Origin of the sequence: Streptomyces sp. NPDC090021, from assembly GCF_044748225.1 — a bacterium.
In the GTDB taxonomy this organism is placed as follows: domain Bacteria; phylum Actinomycetota; class Actinomycetes; order Streptomycetales; family Streptomycetaceae; genus Streptomyces.
Map to the genome: position 1 here is coordinate 1 of NZ_JBIVFO010000027.1, position 16692 is coordinate 16692.

13 protein-coding genes and 2 pseudogenes are annotated in these 16692 nt (G+C 70.2%); 6 read left to right on the forward strand and 9 right to left on the reverse strand.

Features of this window, described 5'->3' with window-relative positions; genetic code table 11:
- Positions 1–366 precede the first annotated feature (366 nt).
- Positions 367–2043: an alpha/beta fold hydrolase gene (locus ACIPXC_RS21825; RefSeq protein ID WP_401620673.1), complete on the forward strand. Its 1677-nt coding sequence runs from the start codon at positions 367–369 to the stop codon at positions 2041–2043.
- Between the two features lie 93 nt (positions 2044–2136).
- Here the strand turns inward: ACIPXC_RS21825 and ACIPXC_RS21830 are convergent, their stop codons facing one another.
- Positions 2137–2358 carry a hypothetical protein gene (locus tag ACIPXC_RS21830; RefSeq protein ID WP_401620926.1) on the reverse strand — a complete coding sequence of 74 codons (222 nt, stop codon included), beginning with the start codon at positions 2356–2358 and terminating at the stop codon, positions 2137–2139.
- Positions 2359–2385: 27 nt separating this feature from the next.
- Here ACIPXC_RS21830 and ACIPXC_RS21835 point away from each other — a divergent pair, with 27 nt between their 5' ends.
- From ACIPXC_RS21835 to ACIPXC_RS21845, 3 genes and pseudogenes are all read left to right on the forward strand, one after another.
- Positions 2386–2673, forward strand: coding sequence for a transposase (locus tag ACIPXC_RS21835; RefSeq protein ID WP_401620675.1), 288 nt, complete (start codon positions 2386–2388; stop codon positions 2671–2673).
- A 116-nt stretch (positions 2674–2789) separates the two neighbouring features.
- Positions 2790–2939, forward strand: a pseudogene (locus ACIPXC_RS21840) (IS3 family transposase); the annotation flags it as partial.
- 19 nt (positions 2940–2958) lie between these two features.
- Entirely contained in the window at positions 2959–3582 is a 624-nt protein-coding gene (locus ACIPXC_RS21845; protein ID WP_401620678.1) for an IS3 family transposase, read from the forward strand.
- 600 nt (positions 3583–4182) lie between these two features.
- Here ACIPXC_RS21845 and ACIPXC_RS21850 read toward each other — a convergent pair.
- Entirely contained in the window at positions 4183–5349 is a 1167-nt protein-coding gene (locus ACIPXC_RS21850) for a ClC family H(+)/Cl(-) exchange transporter (RefSeq protein WP_401620681.1), read from the reverse strand.
- 611 nt (positions 5350–5960) lie between these two features.
- Between ACIPXC_RS21850 and ACIPXC_RS21855 the strand changes: the two are divergent.
- Positions 5961–6827: pseudogene (locus ACIPXC_RS21855) on the forward strand (IS5 family transposase).
- A 234-nt stretch (positions 6828–7061) separates the two neighbouring features.
- Here the strand turns inward: ACIPXC_RS21855 and ACIPXC_RS21860 are convergent.
- The 6 genes from ACIPXC_RS21860 to ACIPXC_RS21885 all read right to left on the reverse strand — a co-directional run bounded on the left by ACIPXC_RS21860 (position 7062) and on the right by ACIPXC_RS21885 (position 11784).
- On the reverse strand, positions 7062–7394 hold the full coding sequence (locus ACIPXC_RS21860) for a transposase (RefSeq protein ID WP_401620929.1): 333 nt from the start codon (positions 7392–7394) through the stop codon (positions 7062–7064).
- 27 nt (positions 7395–7421) lie between these two features.
- Positions 7422–7571: a hypothetical protein gene (locus tag ACIPXC_RS21865; protein WP_401620683.1), complete on the reverse strand. Its 150-nt coding sequence runs from the start codon at positions 7569–7571 to the stop codon at positions 7422–7424.
- 12 nt (positions 7572–7583) lie between these two features.
- On the reverse strand, positions 7584–7796 hold the full coding sequence (locus ACIPXC_RS21870; RefSeq protein ID WP_401620685.1) for a hypothetical protein: 213 nt from the start codon (positions 7794–7796) through the stop codon (positions 7584–7586).
- 177 nt (positions 7797–7973) lie between these two features.
- Positions 7974–8765, reverse strand: coding sequence for a CAP domain-containing protein (locus tag ACIPXC_RS21875; protein WP_401620688.1), 792 nt, complete (start codon positions 8763–8765; stop codon positions 7974–7976).
- A 297-nt stretch (positions 8766–9062) separates the two neighbouring features.
- On the reverse strand, positions 9063–10331 hold the full coding sequence (locus ACIPXC_RS21880; protein ID WP_401620691.1) for a sensor histidine kinase: 1269 nt from the start codon (positions 10329–10331) through the stop codon (positions 9063–9065).
- A 103-nt stretch (positions 10332–10434) separates the two neighbouring features.
- Entirely contained in the window at positions 10435–11784 is a 1350-nt protein-coding gene (locus tag ACIPXC_RS21885) for a sensor histidine kinase (protein WP_401620693.1), read from the reverse strand.
- 301 nt (positions 11785–12085) lie between these two features.
- Here ACIPXC_RS21885 and ACIPXC_RS21890 point away from each other — a divergent pair, with 301 nt between their 5' ends.
- Positions 12086–13318 (forward strand): LPXTG cell wall anchor domain-containing protein, encoded by a 1233-nt coding sequence (locus tag ACIPXC_RS21890; RefSeq protein WP_401620695.1) that lies wholly within the window; start codon positions 12086–12088, stop codon positions 13316–13318.
- Between the two features lie 242 nt (positions 13319–13560).
- Here ACIPXC_RS21890 and ACIPXC_RS21895 read toward each other — a convergent pair whose 3' ends face one another.
- Complete coding sequence (locus ACIPXC_RS21895; RefSeq protein ID WP_401620698.1) at positions 13561–16425, reverse strand: CARDB domain-containing protein; 2865 nt, start codon at positions 16423–16425, stop codon at positions 13561–13563.
- Positions 16426–16692 lie beyond the last annotated feature (267 nt).

Below are 16692 nucleotides of genomic sequence, written 5' to 3' on the forward strand. Positions count from 1 at the left end.
CACCCCCCAGGTCATCCCTTCGACAGGGGGCAGACAGCCATACCGGGCCCGGGGGCCAGGCGCCCCGTTTCGGGGCCACGAGAAAGGTAACGGGGCGGAGGGCGATGGGCCACCGACGCGACGCCACCACACCCAGCAGGCGGATGACCGACAGTTCAGGCCCCATTGACGAGGGGGCTTCCCCTACCTCCCAGAAGGCGCGGACGGGCACACTCACCCGTACGGTCGTACTCTGAAAGCCGTCACTGACACTTGGGGCGGGTGCCCCGAGCCGTGCGCCTCGAACCCTCAAGTCCGGTGCGTCTTGTCCGTCCGTATGGTCGGGCCCGGCGGTGAGGCCGGGTCATGATTCCTGAGGTGGCCGTCATGGGTAGAGCGAAGCGCCCGCCACTGGGCTGGTTGGTACCCCTCCTGCTGGTCGGGACCACGGCATTGGCCCCGCCCGCGGCAGCACCGGAGCCACCCGAGGTGCCCGTCCTGGCATGGCGGGCGTGCCCCGCAGCCCCCCAGGGCCAGGCGTCCACCACCGGACTCACCTGCGCCACGGCCGTCGTCCCCATGGACTACGAGCGACCCGGGGCCGGGAGCTTCACGCTGGCCCTGATCCGGCGTCCCGCAGACGACGCCCGCAAGTCGGGCACCCTCTTCTGGAATCCGGGCGGCCCGAGCGACGCGGGGACGGCGTACCTGCCCGCCGCCGTCGAGGGCTTCCCGGCGGAAGTCAAGCGGCGCTACGACATCGTCAGCTGGGATCCCCGAGGTATGGGCGGCCGGACCACACCGGTCGTCCAGTGCTTCGACTCGGCCGCCGACGAGGAGGGATTCATGGCTGACGCGCCCGCCTCACTGCCGGTGACCAGCCGTCAGATGTCAGAGATGGTCGCCTTCCAGACCCGGCTCAACGAGCGCTGCGTCCAGCAGGCCGGAAACCTCCTCGCCCATGTCTCGACCGCCGACAACGCCCGTGACCTGGACCTGCTCCGGCAGGCAGTGGGGGACGAGAAACTCACGTACTACGGGACCTCGTACGGTACGTTCCTCGGCGCGACGTACATGAACATGTTCCCCGACCGGGTGCGAGCCGCCGTGCTCGACGGAGCGGCGTTCCCCACCGCGTGGATACCGGGCGGGCTCACCGCCACCCGGGCTCCGGCGCTCTCGACCTTCCTTCGGGTGGGATCCGACAGGGGGATGTCCGCGACCTTCGCGGAGTTCCTCCTCCAATGCGGCAGAGCGGACGCCAAGGCCTGTCCGTTCTCCGCCGGCTCCCCAGGCGCAACCCGCGCGAAGTGGGCCGAGTTGACGCGGCGCGCAACAGCGAGGCCGGTGGACCTCGACGGGCAGCGGGCGGACGGCCTGTCGTTGCTGGTGGCCGCGCAGAGCACGCTCTACACCGTCCGACCGGTCCCCGGCTTCGAACGCTTTCCCGGCTGGGCCGGCACCGCCGCGATGCTGCAGGAGGCCTGGGAGGAGAGCGGTAGGACAGCCACTCCCATCCCCACACCGTCCGGAACTCCGACCACCGGACCGTCCGACACCCGGCCCTCGGCGCCGTCCGCCTCCGCGGGCGGCCGTTCCCCGACCACCGCGCCCTCTGCGCAGCCCTATGCGACGAGTGTCGGCCGCCAGCGGGCCGTGATCTGCGGTGAGAGCCCCAACCCGGCCACCGTAGACGGCTACGCCGAGCAGGCCAGGGCCTCCTACGCGCGGGCCGGACACACATTGTGGCCTTGGGCGGCGGTGTGCACCGGTTGGTCCGTGAAGGCCGCGCACCCCTACTCCGGTCCGTGGGACCGCGCCATGGCCACGCCCGCCCTGGTGGTGGGGAACACCTTCGACCCCGCGACGCCGTACGACAGTTCCCTTAAGACAGCACAGGAGCTGTCCGGCAGCAGGCTGTTGACGGTCGACGGCTACGGGCACACGGAACTCCTCAACCCCAGCACCTGTGCCCAGGGCCACATCTCCGCCTACCTGATGTCGGGCGCGCTGCCGCCCGAGGGCGCCCGGTGCGCCCAGGACGGCAGTCCCTTCGGAGGGTGAGGGCGTCCCGCTCTCACGTCACCGGCCGGGCCGGCGTGACGGCCCGGCCGGTGACCGCTTCCCGGCGGTTCGGCCTCGTGAAACGGGGCGCAGTCAGTTGCAGCCGGGGCCGGTGAACGGCGCGGAGCAGACGTTTCGGCCGGGGCCGCCGTCGTTGGTGTTGGTACCGGCGCCGCCGTTGAGGGCATCGTCGCCGACGCCGCCCGAAACGGCGTCGTTGCCGAGGCCGCCGTACAGGGCGTCGCCGCCGTCTTTGAGGCTCCCCCTGTGACCTGGACAGCCTGATACTGGGACGGATGGTCCCGGAGGAAGCAGTCACAGGTAGTGAGCAAGAAGAGCAACATGAGTAAGCGGTACACGGCCGAGTTCAAGCGGGACGCGGTCGCGCTGGCGCTGTCGTCGGGCAAGACCGTCACCGAGGTTGCCCAGGACCTGGGCGTCAGCCCGGAGGGCCTGCGGAACTGGGTCAAGCAGGCGAAGATCGACCGGGGTGAGGGACCTGCCGGGGCGCTGACCACGGCCGAGCGCGAGGAGCTGGCCCGGCTGCGGCGGAAGGTCCGCGAGCAGGAGGCGACGATCGAGGTGCTGGGAAGAGCGACCGCCTTCTTCGCGCAGCAGAAGACGAAGTAGCCGCGCGCTGCGCGTTCATCGATGCGGAGAAGGCTTCCGAGAGCAATCCCGGCGGCCGTCCGGTGGCGTTCCTGTGCCGGGTGTTGAAGGTATCCCGCTCGGCGTACTACGCCTGGATGGCCTCCCGGTCGGCCCGACGGCTGCGGCAGCGCGCGGAGGCCGAACTCGTGGCGGAGATCCGGGTGTTGCACGCTGCCTCGCGCGGCGCTTACGGCGCCCCGCGGATCCGTGCCGCCCTGCGCCGGGCCGGGCGGGTGGTCAATGAGAAGAGGGTTGGATCGGCTGATGCGCGAGCACCGCATCATCGGGGTCACCCGGCGCCGGCGGCGCTGTCTGACCCGGCAGGCGAGGCGGGCGGTGTTCGCCGCCGACCTGGTCCGGCGGGACTTCACCGCACCGCGGCCGGGGATGCGTCTGGTCGGGGACATGACCGAACTGGTCACGGCCGAGGGCAAGGTCTACCTGGCCACCTGCGTCGATCTCGCGACGCGGAAGGTGGTCGGCTGGGCCATGGCCGACCACCACCGGGCCGAGCTGCCGGTGGCGGCACTGCGGATGGCCGCGGGCCGGGGCGGCCTGGAGCCGGGCTGCGTCATGCACACCGACCGCGGATCGAAATACACGAGTGACGAATTCCGCAAAGAGATACGCAAGTTGGGTATGAGGCAATCCATGGGCCGTGTCGGCTCCTGTTACGATAACGCCGCCGCGGAAAGCTGGTTCGCCGTCCTGAAATCAGAGATCGGCACCAGCGTGTGGGCGACCCGGGCCGCAGCCCGCGCCGACATCTTCCGCTTCATCGAGGTCGAGTACAACCGCAGCAGACTCCGCAGACACCCCGAGTTCGGCTACATCACCCCACTCGGAACCCGGGTCCGACTGCAACGCGACTTCACCCCCGCAGCGTAAGTTTCCGCTGTCCACGGTCACGGGGGAGCTTCATCTCACCGAAGCCCTCGAAGCGATACGCCGCGCGCTCGCCGGGAATCCCGAACGCGACCGGGTGCGGGCGAACCTCTCCACCATCGAGCACCATCTGGAGCGAAGCCGCGACGGCGGCCCCGACATCGACTGACGCACTACGGGACATGGCTCTCCCGCCTTCGATGCCTGGAGGAGGGGCCTCGGGGTCGGTAACGCAGGGCGACCTCGGACCCCACCCCGGTAAGGACGGCGACGTTATCGCACTTGCCCGACATGGGGTCACCGGTGATGAAACGCGCCTCACCCCGCAGTCCGCGGTCCTGAGGCAGAAATCATGGGCGTAGGCCCGTTGGTCCCGCTGGACGCCGTGGACGTATCTGTCCACGATCTACTCGCACGCCGCGTAAGACAGCGCGTCGGTCTCCTGCGGGATCCCGCAGGCGGGCACCTTCTGCTTCACGTGGTCGAAGGGCTCCTGAGGGGGCGGTAACCCGCCCAATAGGAGCATTAAACAATTCCATCTATTCCTCCACTTCTATTCTCATTTCTCCCAGGCAAGCCGCGGGGCTCCACGCGACCGCGTCGTCAGGGACGCTCCAGCATGCGCTGACGCAGGCTGTCGTAGACGGGGCGGCTGCCGAGCACGTCCGCGGTCAGCGTCGCCGCGAAGCAGGCGGCCAGCATCGGGACGATCAGCGAGGTGGCGCCGGTCATCTCGACGACCAGCACGAGGCCCGTGACCGGCGCGCGTACGACTGCGGCGAAGAGGGCCGCCATTCCTACCGCCGCGAACGCGACGGTGCCGGGCCCGTGCCCGAGCAGCAACGGTGCCACCGAGGTGTGGGCCAGTGCCCCCCACAGAGCGCCCAGCGCCAGCAACGGGGCGAAGAGCCCACCGGGGGTCGCGGCCGCGTAGCTGAGCGGGCCCGTGACGAACCGTACGACGAGGTACCAGGTCAGCAGGGTGACCGCGAGACCGCGGCCTTCCAGCAACTGCTGGCTCAGCGGGTCCCCGTCCCCCACCACCGCAGGTTCGAGCACCAGCAGCAGGCCGACGACAGCGCCGATGACGGCTGCCCTGGCCACGACCGGCACCTTCGTGAGCCGATCGAAGAAGGAGAGCGTGCCGACCACGAGGCCGCTGTAGGCCGCCCCGAGCCCCCCGGCCGTGACTCCGAACAGCAGAAAGACGGGCAGCAGCCACAGACCGGGGGCGGACACCTCGGGCATGGGAAAGACGAGCCCGCCGCCGACGACGAGCCAGGAGCAGGACACGGCCGTGGCCGTGCCGATGAGCGCGAGCAGGACCAGCCGGGGCCGCACCGTCCGAGTCACTTCCTCGCACACGAACAGCAGGCCCCCGAGGGGGGCGCCGAACGCCACCGCCAGTCCCGCTCCGCCGAGCGCGGTCTGGAGGAGCCGGACATCCTCTCCTCCCAGCCGCGCCCGATGGCCCGCCTCGACACCGATCGACGCGCCCATGTGCACGGTCGGGCCCTCCCGCCCGAGCACCAGGCCCGAACCGATGGCGATGACGCCGCCGAAGAACTTGGCGGGCAGCAGCCACAGGACTCCGGTCTCCCCTTCCTTCCGCCAGACGGCTTCCACGTGCTGGATGCCGCTGCCCGCCGCGTACGGCACCCACTGGGCGATGGCGCACGCGAGGGCCGCGCCGACCGCTGTGAAAGCCACCGGCAGCAGCCACGCGGGGCCGCCCAGTCCGTCTGAGGTCTCCAGAACCGCATCACGCACACCTGCGGCGTGGAGCAGACACCACCGGAACGCTCCCCCGACAAGTCCCACCAGACATCCGGCGACTGCGGCCACGAGGTAGACGCGGTGGCCCTCCCGTTCGGATCCCGGGCCCATCAGGGCACGGACCGGGTTCTGTTGCGGCCCGGCCCGGACGGAGCGCGCCGGCCCGCAACGCACAGGGTGCCGTGCAGACGTCCGCCGACGCACGCGCCCGCTGCCGACCGCTTCATGCCTCCAGCACACGCACCCGCCCCCAGGCCGTGTCCGCGAAGTCCTGCCTGCCCGGTGGGGTCCGGCACGCACGCTTGCCGGGCGGCCGGCCCTGCTGTCCGGATCCTCCCCGGGGGGCACCCTGTACAGAAGCCGTCGGCCAGATCGTCGTCCACACCCACCATCCCCACGTCCTGCGGCTCACCGCCACGCCCCACATGGTCCACCGGCCGACTCCCCAGGAGCGTGCGCCACTCCGCGACCGGACGCGAAGCGCCGACCCGGCATCCGAAGCGGGCCCCCGGACGGCATCTCGTCGGGAACCGGACTCGCGCTGCGGCGCCTTCCTCCGGCTTCCCGGCCGATCGACCACAGGCAAGCGGAGAACGCCGAAGGCGATTGTCACTGGCGGGCACAGCCGACCTGCTCTCTCCAGGAGGACCTGGCGCTTTGCGTCGGCGACGGGGGATCCGGGCTCCTGCGATCTGCGGGAGGTCGTGAACGCGATCTTCTATCAGAACCGGACGGGCTGTCAGTCAGTGGCAGAGCCACGACCACCGGAACCCGCTACGAGTATCAATGTCAGTGGCGTTACCTCCCGCACGACCTGCCCGCGTGGTCGGCGGTGTTCTACTACTTCACGCTGTGGCGCCGGGACGGCCTTGACCAGCGAATACAGGAACTCCTGCGCTGCCAGGTGCGGGAGAGAGCCAAGCGATTAGAGGACCCGTCCCTCGTGGTCATCGACACCCAGTCCGTCCGCGCGGCGGCCGGGGTGCCGAAGCCCACGACGGGGCTGGACGCGAACAAGAAGACGCCGGGCCGCAAGCGCGGGCTCGTGGTCGACGTCCTGGGCCTGATCATCGGGGTCGTCGTGCTCACCGCCTCCGCCCACGACAACACCGCCGGCACCGCCCTGCTCACGCAGGCCGCCGAGCGGTGCGGGAACCGGCTGGAGAAGGCCCTGGTGGACCAGGGGTTCAAGGACGAGACCGTCATTCACGGCGCCCTGCTCGGCATCACCGTCGAGACTGTGCACCGCACCCCCGCCGACAAGGCCAAAAGGGTTCGTCCCGCAGCCGAAGCGGTGGGTAGTCGAGCAGGTCAACGGCACCTTGATGCTCCACCGCCGTCTGGCCCGCGAGTACGACCACCGGCCCGACAACTCCGCCTCCCGCGTCTCCTGGGCGGCCACCGCGAACATGACCCGCCGCCTCACCACGCCCTCCCCGGCCTGGCGCGACGAGTTCGTGGCGGCCGCATGAACAACGACCTCACCGCACTCCTGACCAGCCCGCAGGCCGAGCACGACCGGGCCGCGGCCAGGGCCGACGACCTCCGCCGGCAGATCGAGCACCTCACCACCGCCCCGAGCGAGGCCGAGGCCCGTCTGACCGAACTGGCCACAGCCAGAAAGGTCTTCACCGAGTTCGCACCGACCCGAACCGCAGCCCAGCCGGACGAGCAGTCCACCGCCTACCAGGCCATCGTGAACGCCTTCAACCAGCACCCCGACCAGGACTTCCGGGTCCGTGACCTGCACGAACTCCTCGGCATGCCCACCGACGACCCCGCCTCTTTGCGAAGTTGCTTGAGCTCGTCCAGCTCGGCAGTGGTGAGCCGGTCGTCCCGCTCGCCGCGGTCGGCCTCGGCTGGCGGACCCAGCCGCGCAAGGCCTCCTTGTGGATGCCCGGGTCCTTCGCGACGTGCGCGATCGGGCGGCCGGTGGTGCGAACCTCGCGAATCGCGCGCTCGCGGAGTTCGTCCGGATATTTACGGGGTGCTGCCATGCTGCTGGTGGTTCTCCTTCGCCAGGACCGTAACCCTGGCATCAAGGACTCCACAAATCTCAGTACAGCTCAGGTCATCGCGTCGCCGCACCCCAGGACGGCTCGGGACAGCAGCGCCTCTGTACAGGACGAAGAGAAGGCGAAGCCGAGCTGCCCGGCGGTCAGGAGCATCAGGCTGGCCACGAGAACGGACTTCGCGCCGAAGCGGTCGACGCGCATGCCCGTGGGGGTCTACATCATCATGTACACGACTATTTGGACCAGGCAGAACGCAGTGAGCATCGCCGGGTCGACATGGAAGCGGTCCGCGGCCTCCAGGCCGACGATGCCCAGGGTCGCTCCGTCCATGACCGCGATCAGACAGACCAGGGCCCCGGTGCCCCAGACGACGAGAGCGCGGACGCTCACGCGGTGCTCGTTGCCGCTCCCGGTACGCTCCCTCACGGGTCCGTAACCTCTCCGTGGCCATCCGGTCGATCCGTCCCCTTCAGGGCACCAGAGGACGTGGGGGGGGGACCGAGCCCTCCGATCGGTCCGTCGTCCGGATGACCGCTGGGGCACCCTGCCGGTCGGACGGTTGCCCGATCGGGCGGTGTCAGCAGTGGTTGCCGGGCGCCGGCATCAGGCCGGAGTGGCGAAGCTCTGGGTCCACCAGGAGCCGCCGGTGGTACTCACACCGACTCCGATCTCGGTGAAGGCGCAGTTGAGGATGTTGGCCCGATGGCCGGGGCTGTTCATCCAGGCGTCGATCACGGACGCGGCATCCCGCTGTCCCGTCGCGATGTTCTCGCCGGTGCGGGACCAGCGGTATCCCGTGGCCGCGATGCGGTCAGCGGGCTGGGAGCCGTCGGCGCCGGTGTGGGACATGGTGCGGGACGCCGCCATCCCGTCACTGTGGCTTTGGGCAGCCTTGGTGAGGGAGGCATCGGGCTTCAGAGCGGAGCACCCGGCCGCGGCGCGCGCGACGTTCGTCAGGCGGATGACCTCCTCGGCCTGGCCTCCGGGGGCGGTGGCGGGGGTGGTGCGCGCGGCACCCCGCGTGTCGGCCGACTCCGCTGAGAGGACCTTGCCGGGCGTCGGGGCGGGGAGCTTGGAGGGAGTCGGTTTCTTGGTCGTGGGCTTGACGGCGGTTTTCGAGGGCTTCGGTGGCTTCGGGAGGACGGGGGCCGGCGAGGGTGCGACCTTGGACGGAGCAGGCCGGGCAGGGGCGGAGGGCGGAGCGGTGGGCGCGAGCGGAGTGGGACGGGGTGAAGGTGGGGTGGCGGGCGCGGGCAGGGTGATGTCAGAGGACGAGTCGAACCCCGGGGAGGCGGGAGCGGACCCCACGTGGGCGGTGGCCCGCAGGCTGTCCGAGGAGGGCATGAGGACGTCCGACCCCGCTACGCACGCCGCTGTCAGGGCAAGCCCTCCCATGCCGACCGCTGCCGCCCTGGCGCGCGACCGGGCGAGGGCAGGCGACCGTCGGTGGCGGCGATTGGCACGGTGTCTCACCCGGGGTCTCCTAGGACGGGCGCACGAGAAGGTTCGACGCCCAAAGCACAGGCACTCCCGTTCGCGTTTGCAACTCCCTGGAGAGTCTACGTTCCTGTTCGGCTCAGCGTGTCGCTGCAAGCAGACCTTAGGGAGAGCCTAAGGTTCCGTTCGGGTCGCGAACATGTCCATGTGCGTGACGGCGATCCGACAATCCGCTCGGGCATCGACATGGGGCGGTCAGAGACTGCCGGTGGGCCTGAGGGGGAGGGTGGCGACGGCCGCGGTGCCGCGCGGATCGCGACGGTCCAGCGTCAGCCGCCCGCCCGCCTCCTCCAGCCTGATCTGCTGCGAGCCGAGCCCGATGTGGCCGTTCTCCACGCTGTGGCGCACGGCGCCCGCCGGGATGCCGACTCCGTCGTCGAGGACCTCCAGTCGGGCCTGGTCGCGCTCCACAATCAGGTTGACGTCGACACGGGTGGCACCGGCGTGCTTGACAACGTTGGCGAGCAGTTCCCGTGCGCAGTGGTACAGGATGCGGTCGAGTTCCCTGCCGAGGGTCGGTACCGCACACGTGACGCGCGTGGTGAAAGCCGCACGGTCGCCGGACCGGGCCGCGAGGTCTCGCAGCGCCTTTTCCAGGCCAGCCCGTTCGAGCACTTCCGGGTGCAATTCTGTTACCGTCAAGCGGAGTTGGCGGGACGCCTCGTCCAGTGCACCATCGGCGCGCCGCAGTGCGTCCAGCCGCGCGGCCTCGAAGTCCGCGGCGGCCTCCTCGATGTCGAGCCGGGCAGCCAGGACCCCTTGCAGGGGGCCGTCGTGCAGGAACTCCGACAGGCGCCGCCGCTCCCGGTCCTCGACCGACATGACCTGCGCGAGGAGTCGTTTGATTTCCGTCGCGAGCGTGCCGATCGTGATCACCCTGGACTGCTGGATTCTGGACAGGGCGGTACAGGCGAACCCCACGAAAGCAAGCAGAGCCGAGTGGACCAGGATGATTCGGACCTTCTCCGTCGAGTGCAGGTCACTCCACGCCACCGCACCGAACGTCAGCGTGGCGGCCGCCGTGGCGGCCGCGGTGATACGCGGGTTGAGCTGGAAGGCAGCCAGAACCGGGACCAGGACGTACAACTGTTCGGCGAGGAACGGAGACGTCCACCGGCGGGCGGTGATGACCCCCGTCGACAACACCAGGGCGGAAAGGGCTGCGAGGTCGACGAGCGGTGTCAGCCAGATCGAGGGCAGCCGGTCCCGCAGCGCAGCCACGAACAGAGCCAGGCTCACGGCGCAGTACGCGCCGGCGATCGAGAGGGAGAGCACCGGGTGCACCGGCGACTTCACAAGGATGCTCAGCGTGATGAGCACCGCCAGGACCAGGCGAAGGCCGCATTGTTGGCGCAGGGCCACGGCCAGGTAGGCGGAGAGGACGCCCCGGACGGTCGCGTCCTCCGTCGGGCGCGCACCCGTCACGGGGATTCCGAGCGATTCGACGAATCGTCGATCGAACATGGCCGGGACGCTCCCCACTACACCAAGGGCGAACCCCGTCGGCCGCCGCTCGGAGTGTATTCGGGATCATCCGGTGTACCGGCCCGGACGCGCGGGCCGGGGTTCAGGGGGCAGGGGGCGGTCCCAGTCCGTCGGCGAGATCCCCGAGCGGGGGCGAGGTGTCCTCGGCAGCCTTCAAAGGGATACGGACCTCGACGACGGTCCCGGTTGGGGTGTTCTGGCGCACCACGAACGTGCCGCCGACGCCTTCGACCCGGCTGCGGTGCGAGCTGATGCCGATATGGCCGGAGGTGAGCTTCTTCCGCAACGTCGACGGGTGAATCCCGACGCCGTCGTCAGCCACCTCCAGTCGGACCCATCCGGGTTCCTCGTCCTTTGCGAGGACGACCGTCACATGGTCCGCGCCTGCGTGCTTGACGACGTTACTCAGGAGTTCACCCGCGGTGCGGTAGAGGAGCCGGTCGACCTGACCCGCACTGTGGATACCGCACCGTACGTCGACCCGGAACCGGCCCCTGGCCGCGGCCTGCTCGGCGAGGCCCCGCAGGGCGGGGGCCAGCCCGCGGGTCTCCAGAACCTCCGAGTGCAGGACGGTCACCGAGGTCCGCAACTGCGCGGTTGCGTCGCGCAACATCCGGTCGGCCTCGTCCAGTGCCTCGCTGGGGTGCTCGTCCGCCGCTTCCTGGATGAAGTGAAGCGCTGCGTACACCGTCTGGAGGACACCGTCATGCAGGGTTTCCGCCAGTTCGTCGCGTTCCCGCTCCTCCGTGGACATCACCCTGGCCAGTAGCCAGGCACGGTGTTGCAGCAGATCGCCGATGATCTTGACGCGTCTGCCCTGGATGCCGGAGAGCAGGGCGCAGCCAAGCCCGAGGAGCAGGATGTACAGGCCCTGCATGAGGGTGGACTTCCAGTACGGGTTCGCGCCCCAGTTCTGGCCGAAGCCGACGCTGAGCACGTACAGCACGGCCGCCGCGAGGGCCACAATGAGGGTGACGCGCGGCTCGAACTGGAAGGCGGCCATGATGGAGATGAAGAGGAACGCGTCGTCGATCAGCGTGGATGACCAGCCCGGGTCGGTGAAGTCGCCGGTGACCGCGAGCAGCGCGGTCAGCGCCACGAGGTCGGCCACGACGAGCATGGCGGGGCGGATCTGCAGGCGTTCCCGCCAGGCCCATACCAGGACCCACACGGTCCACGCGCCGTAGACCGCGACCAGAGCGGCGGAGGCCGCCTGACGTTGGAGTGGCGGAAAGACCATCAGTTCTGCGACGATGCCGAGAATCACGGCGGCCCGCAGCACCGACTGCGCCTTGAGGGCCAGTCGTCGCTGCTGGAGCAACGACAGCTCGGGGGCTCCGGGGATCGAGGAGGGGTAGCGGTGCGCCGGTGCGAGCGTCTGCAACCAGAAAGACTTGAGGGGGCCCGCACCCGACATTGCTGACGCGTCCATGATCCTTCCACGTTAGCACCGGCTGGTTGAGCGGGCATCTCCGCGGAGCCCGGCAGGGCGGGCGATGGGGCAGTTCCCGGACCTCCGGCGTGCCCGGTCGGCCGGGGTGGCGGACGGCATCCCGTATCAGGATGACGCGCAGCGGGACGGGCGCGTACACACGTGCGCCGCGGCCCCCACATGTCATGCCACAGCCCTGTTCTCCCCGCCGAGGTGACACTTCCATATCTCGTACGTCCCGCCCCGCCCCGCCCTGCCCGGTCCGGTAGCGCGCTCCGCCCGGATCGGATCGCTGGCCGCGTTGTCGGCTTCGTTCCTCGCCATCGCGCCGGCCGCTTGGGCCGAGACGGTTCCCACGGCGGAGTCGGTCGTGGTGGACACCGCCATCGACGGCAAGAAGGAAGTAGTGGCGGCCCCTGGTAAGGAGATGGAGGTGAAGATGATCGTGACCGCCCTGACGGCGAGGCCGGACCCCCAGGTGTGCCGGGCGTCCACCGTGTACGCGCTTCCCCAGGGTTTCGAGTACGTACCCGGATCACTGGTGCTCGACGGCCGACCGGTCACTGACGCGAGCAACGACGATTGGGGGGCGTACGACCAGGCCAAGCGCCTGGTCCGGGCCACGTTCTCCTCCGAGGCGCCCCAGTTCTATCAGAACGGCTGTCTGTACAAGGACAAGCCGGCCACGCTGGCCTTCAAGGTGAAGGCTCCGGACGCCATGGCCGATGACCAGGTGATCGCTCCCGAGGTTCCGTGGGCGGACTGGTCGAGCGGGTCCAAGCCGGTGGAGTTCACCGCCCGGGACGCGAAGCCGCCCGTGATCAGGGCGGCCGCCGACCTTCGGGTGACCGGTTCGGTCGCAGCCGCCGCCAAGGCCGGCGGGGACCTGGAGTACCGGGTCAAGGTGGAGAACCGGGGCCCGGCCAAGGCCCGCACCGTCGTCCTCACGTCGGCCCTCCCGCACCTGGCCGACGGCACGGAGGCCGAAGCCGCAGTCGCGCTGTCCGCAGGAGGCACCAAGGACTGCCGGGTGACCGGCTCGCAGGTGTCCTGCGCCGTGGGCGATCTGGCACCCGGGACCTCCGCCGAGCTGCGGGTGGGTTACCGGCTCTCCACGGAGGCGGCGGGCCGGACCCTCGACCTCTCGACGAAGGCGGAGACGGAGAGTCCGGATCTCGACCCGGGGACCAACGTCTGGCAGGCGCGGGCGGAGGTACCCGCCGCTCCGAAGGACGGTGAAGGGGGCGGCGATGGCACGCCGAAGGCCGATCCGTCCGCCACGCTGACCCCCAACCCGAGCGGGTCCCCGTCCGCGAGCGCCTCGCCGAGCCCTAACGTTTCCCCGTCGGACAGCAAGGCGCCCGAGGACGGCCCCGGCGAGTCCGAGGCGGACGCGGGCGGCGACGGCTCCCTGGCGGACACCGGCAGTCAGGCCCTTACCCTGGCCGGCGCCGCCGCGGTGCTGGCCGGACTGGGCGGCGGAGCGGTGTACGTCGCCCGCCGTCGGCGGGCGACGGCCTCCTCCGAGGACTGACGACTCCGCCAGGAGGGCGGGCGGGCCGAACGGCCCGCCCGCCCTCTTTCGCGTGCCCATGGACGAGAAGCCCGAGCTGGTGCGATGGAGAGCCCCGGGTATTCCACGCCCGCGCGCCGGGGCCGCTGCGCGGGCGGCCGGGTCCAGCGAGGTGGGCCGGTGAAAGGGGCCGGGCGGGGGCGACGCCACCGGGCCGCAAGGACCGATCTGCGGGGCTGCACACGACGTGTGCCGGTGCGCCGTCAGTCGGCGGAGGCTCGGCGGCGGCGCCAGACGAGGACGCCCGCGCCGGCCGCCAGCGAGGCCGCGGCGATGCCCGCGAGGGCGATCACCTGGCTACCCGTCGATGCGAGTACACCTCCGGTGGCACCGCCGTCCGCCGCGTCCGATGTGGTCGTGTCAGATGGGGCGTCACCGCCGGACTCAGGGCTGCCGGCACCATCGTTACCGCCCGTCGGGGCACCGGGGTCGGCGTGGTCGGTCCCGGGATCCTCGGCCGGGGTCGGCTCCTCGGAGGGGGGCGGCTCTTCGCCTCCCTGTCCGGCCTCCACCGGGACGGTGATGCTCTCGCAGACCACGCCGTCGCAGGGGACCGGGTCGGGGGTGCGGGACGTCAGTTCCAGGACATCGAAGTAAAGCTCCTCGGGGCCGGAGGCCCGGAAGTCGATCGACAGGTCCTTGCTGCCGCCCGACGGCAGGTCGCCCACCGTCCACGTGCCGGTGTCCGCCGTGAAGCCGCTGTCTTTGCCGGTCTTGACATCCGTGACGTTGCCCGGCAGGCCGATCACCACCTTGGCTTGGTGGGCCGTGGACGGACCGTTGTTGGTCACGATCACCCGGACCGTGCCGGTACCTCCTTCCTTGACCGGATCAGCGGGCGGCGTGAGGGCGACGGTCAGGTCCGCTGCCTGCTGGACGGTGGTCGTGGCCGTGGAGCGGTGATTCTGTGCGGGTTCACCTGTGCCGGGGCCGTCCTCGTCGTAACGGTCCTTCGTGGCAGAGCCTGTCACGGTCGCGGTGTAGACGAGGGTGTTGCGGTCCGCGGGCGCGGTGCCCTTGACGATGAGCTTGGCGGTCCCCTGTCCCTTGAGCTCCGGGATCCGCCATGAGCCGGTGTCGGCGTCGAACGTACCGGCCGCGGTCTCCGTGGCGAGCCGGACCATCCCTTCGGGCAGGGTGTCGGTGACCACCACGTCGTGGGCCTTGGACAGACCCTCGTTCTTGAGGGTGACGGTGTACTCCACGACCTCGCCGGGACGGGCGTCGGCCTTGTTGGCGACCACGGCCACCTTGAGGGCTGCCTCCTGGGCGACCTTGGTGCCGAGGGCCGCCGCGTTGTCGTCCCGCTTGGACTCCGGTGTCGCGGTCAGGGCGGAGGCCGTGTGGTGCAGGTCGTTCTGGTCTGCGGGAGCCTTGCCCAGCAGGGTGAGCTTGGCGGTGCCGTTCTTCGGCAGTTCGGGGATGCGCCACGTGCCGCCGGTGGGGGAGTGTTGGAAGGTACCGGTGCCGGGCGTGGCGTGGATGCCTTCGGCCCGGACGGTGTTGGCGACGACGACGTCCCGGGCCGGGGAGGGACCGGCGTTCTTCACGATGACCTCATAGGAGAGCTCCTCCCCCGGTTTGACCTGCCCGCCGCCCAGCAGCTGCATGGAGACGGCAAGGTCGGCCTCGTGTTCGACAGCGTCGGTGAACGACTGCCGGTTGTTCGTGGTGTCGGACTCGGCACTGGTGGTTGACACGGTCGCCGTGACGGACAGCGGGGTACCGGCCTTCCAGTCGTCCGCGACGCTACCGGTGAAGCGCACCTCGTGCGTGGTGCCGGCGGCGATGTTACCCAGGTCGCAGGCGACGCCTCCGGCGCCGGCCGGCGCACATTCCTGGCCGCTGGTGGTCCGGACGTTCGCGAGCCCGTCGGGCAGTTCGAGCACGAGCCTGGTCTTCGCGGCCTCCTGGGCTCCGGGGCCGTTGTTGTGGACCTTGACGGTGAAGTCGACGTCCTTGCCCGCGACGGGCTTGGCGGCGAAAGCACCTTCCAGAGCCAGGTCGGTGGTGGCGAGTAGGACCCGGGTGGTGCCGAGCGCCTCGGGCTTGGTGGTCTGGCGGTCCGGTATGGGCTGCCACTGGTAGGTGAGTTCCGGTGCGATGGTGAAGTCCGCGCCAGGCGCCGCACCCGCGACCTTGAGCGAGTAGGTGACGCTGTGCCGGTCGCCGGCCTGGGTGGTTCCGCCGGCCCCGTCGTTCGCGCCGCTGCCGAGCCGGACGGTGAGAACGCCGTTCTCCACCTTGGCCCGCGCGCCGACGCCCTGTCCCCCGACACGGACGCTGTCCGCCACGTACTCGACTCCGGTCGGCAGCGCCACGCGGTACACCGCGTCGTGCAGGTCTTCGCCCTTGACATGGGAAAGGTCAGTGGTGACCTGGAAGGTACTGTCGGTGTGGACGACAGCGGGGGCCGAGGTGCTACCGGTAACGTGGGGTTCGGGCTCGAAGCGGAGGTTGTCCAGGTAAGAGGTGCGCAGGTTCTCGGTGCCGAAGTGGAAGGTGGTCTTCGTCTGGCCTTCGGGTATCTGGTAGACGCCGTAGTACTCCTTCCACCCGTCCTGGCCACCGAAAAGGGGTTCGCCGACACGGCCGTTCAGGGGAATCACGCGCTCGTGGGAGCCGTCGGACTTGCTGCCGTCGCCCAGACCGATCCAGTTGCGAGTCATGTAGGAGCCACTCTGCTGGGTGGCGCGCCACACGTATCGTGTGCCGGGTTCGGTGTCGACGGTCTGGCTGACCGATCCCTCGATGCAGGTGGCCAGTCCCACGAACTGATCACCGGAGGCGGCCTCAGGCCAGACGTCTGTCATTTTGCTCGGCACAACTGCTCCGCTGCAGCCGCCGCCCTTCCACCCAGGCAGCCCGCCAGCTCCGTCGAACGGCTGAGCGTATTCGGCCTTCTTGTCCTCGAAGTCGCCGTTCTCCAGGGTGGGCGCTGAGGCGGCTCCGCCCGCAGCGGCGGCGCTGCCAGGGGCAGCGTACTGGAAGGTCAGTGAGGCGAGGGCCGCTGTGGCGACACCGGCCACAGCGGAGCGGCGCGGCCGCCGCCGGTTGGTCTTGGTCACTTCGGAGACTCCTGATCACGGGCGGAAACGGTTCCTCCATTGTCGGAATCGGCGCGGAGGCGATCACGGGCCGCACGGTCAGCCTTGCGGGCAGCGTGCTGCACTCCCGCCCTCCGAGCTTCAAGAGGTGAGTCGGTCCTCCGATCGTCCCAGGCTGTCTGGCCGGCCGGGGGAGGCGACCATCGCCTGGCGCGGCGACGACCAGCCCCTTTGACGCGTGACCCGAGTCACACGAGAGAGCGGGGCTCGTCACGCTGACTCGACCTT

Coding starts and splice junctions, on each gene's coding strand:
- ACIPXC_RS21860 (WP_401620929.1), bottom strand. CDS start 7,394: ATGCCAGGGTTACGGTCCTGGCGAAGGAGAACCACCAGCAGCATGGCA.
- ACIPXC_RS21875 (WP_401620688.1), bottom strand. CDS start 8,765: ATGGGAGGGCTTGCCCTGACAGCGGCGTGCGTAGCGGGGTCGGACGTC.
- ACIPXC_RS21880 (WP_401620691.1), bottom strand. CDS start 10,331: ATGTTCGATCGACGATTCGTCGAATCGCTCGGAATCCCCGTGACGGGT.
- ACIPXC_RS21825 (WP_401620673.1), top strand. CDS start 367: ATGGGTAGAGCGAAGCGCCCGCCACTGGGCTGGTTGGTACCCCTCCTG.
- ACIPXC_RS21865 (WP_401620683.1), bottom strand. CDS start 7,571: ATGCGCGTCGACCGCTTCGGCGCGAAGTCCGTTCTCGTGGCCAGCCTG.
- ACIPXC_RS21835 (WP_401620675.1), top strand. CDS start 2,386: ATGAGTAAGCGGTACACGGCCGAGTTCAAGCGGGACGCGGTCGCGCTG.
- ACIPXC_RS21885 (WP_401620693.1), bottom strand. CDS start 11,784: ATGGACGCGTCAGCAATGTCGGGTGCGGGCCCCCTCAAGTCTTTCTGG.
- ACIPXC_RS21845 (WP_401620678.1), top strand. CDS start 2,959: ATGCGCGAGCACCGCATCATCGGGGTCACCCGGCGCCGGCGGCGCTGT.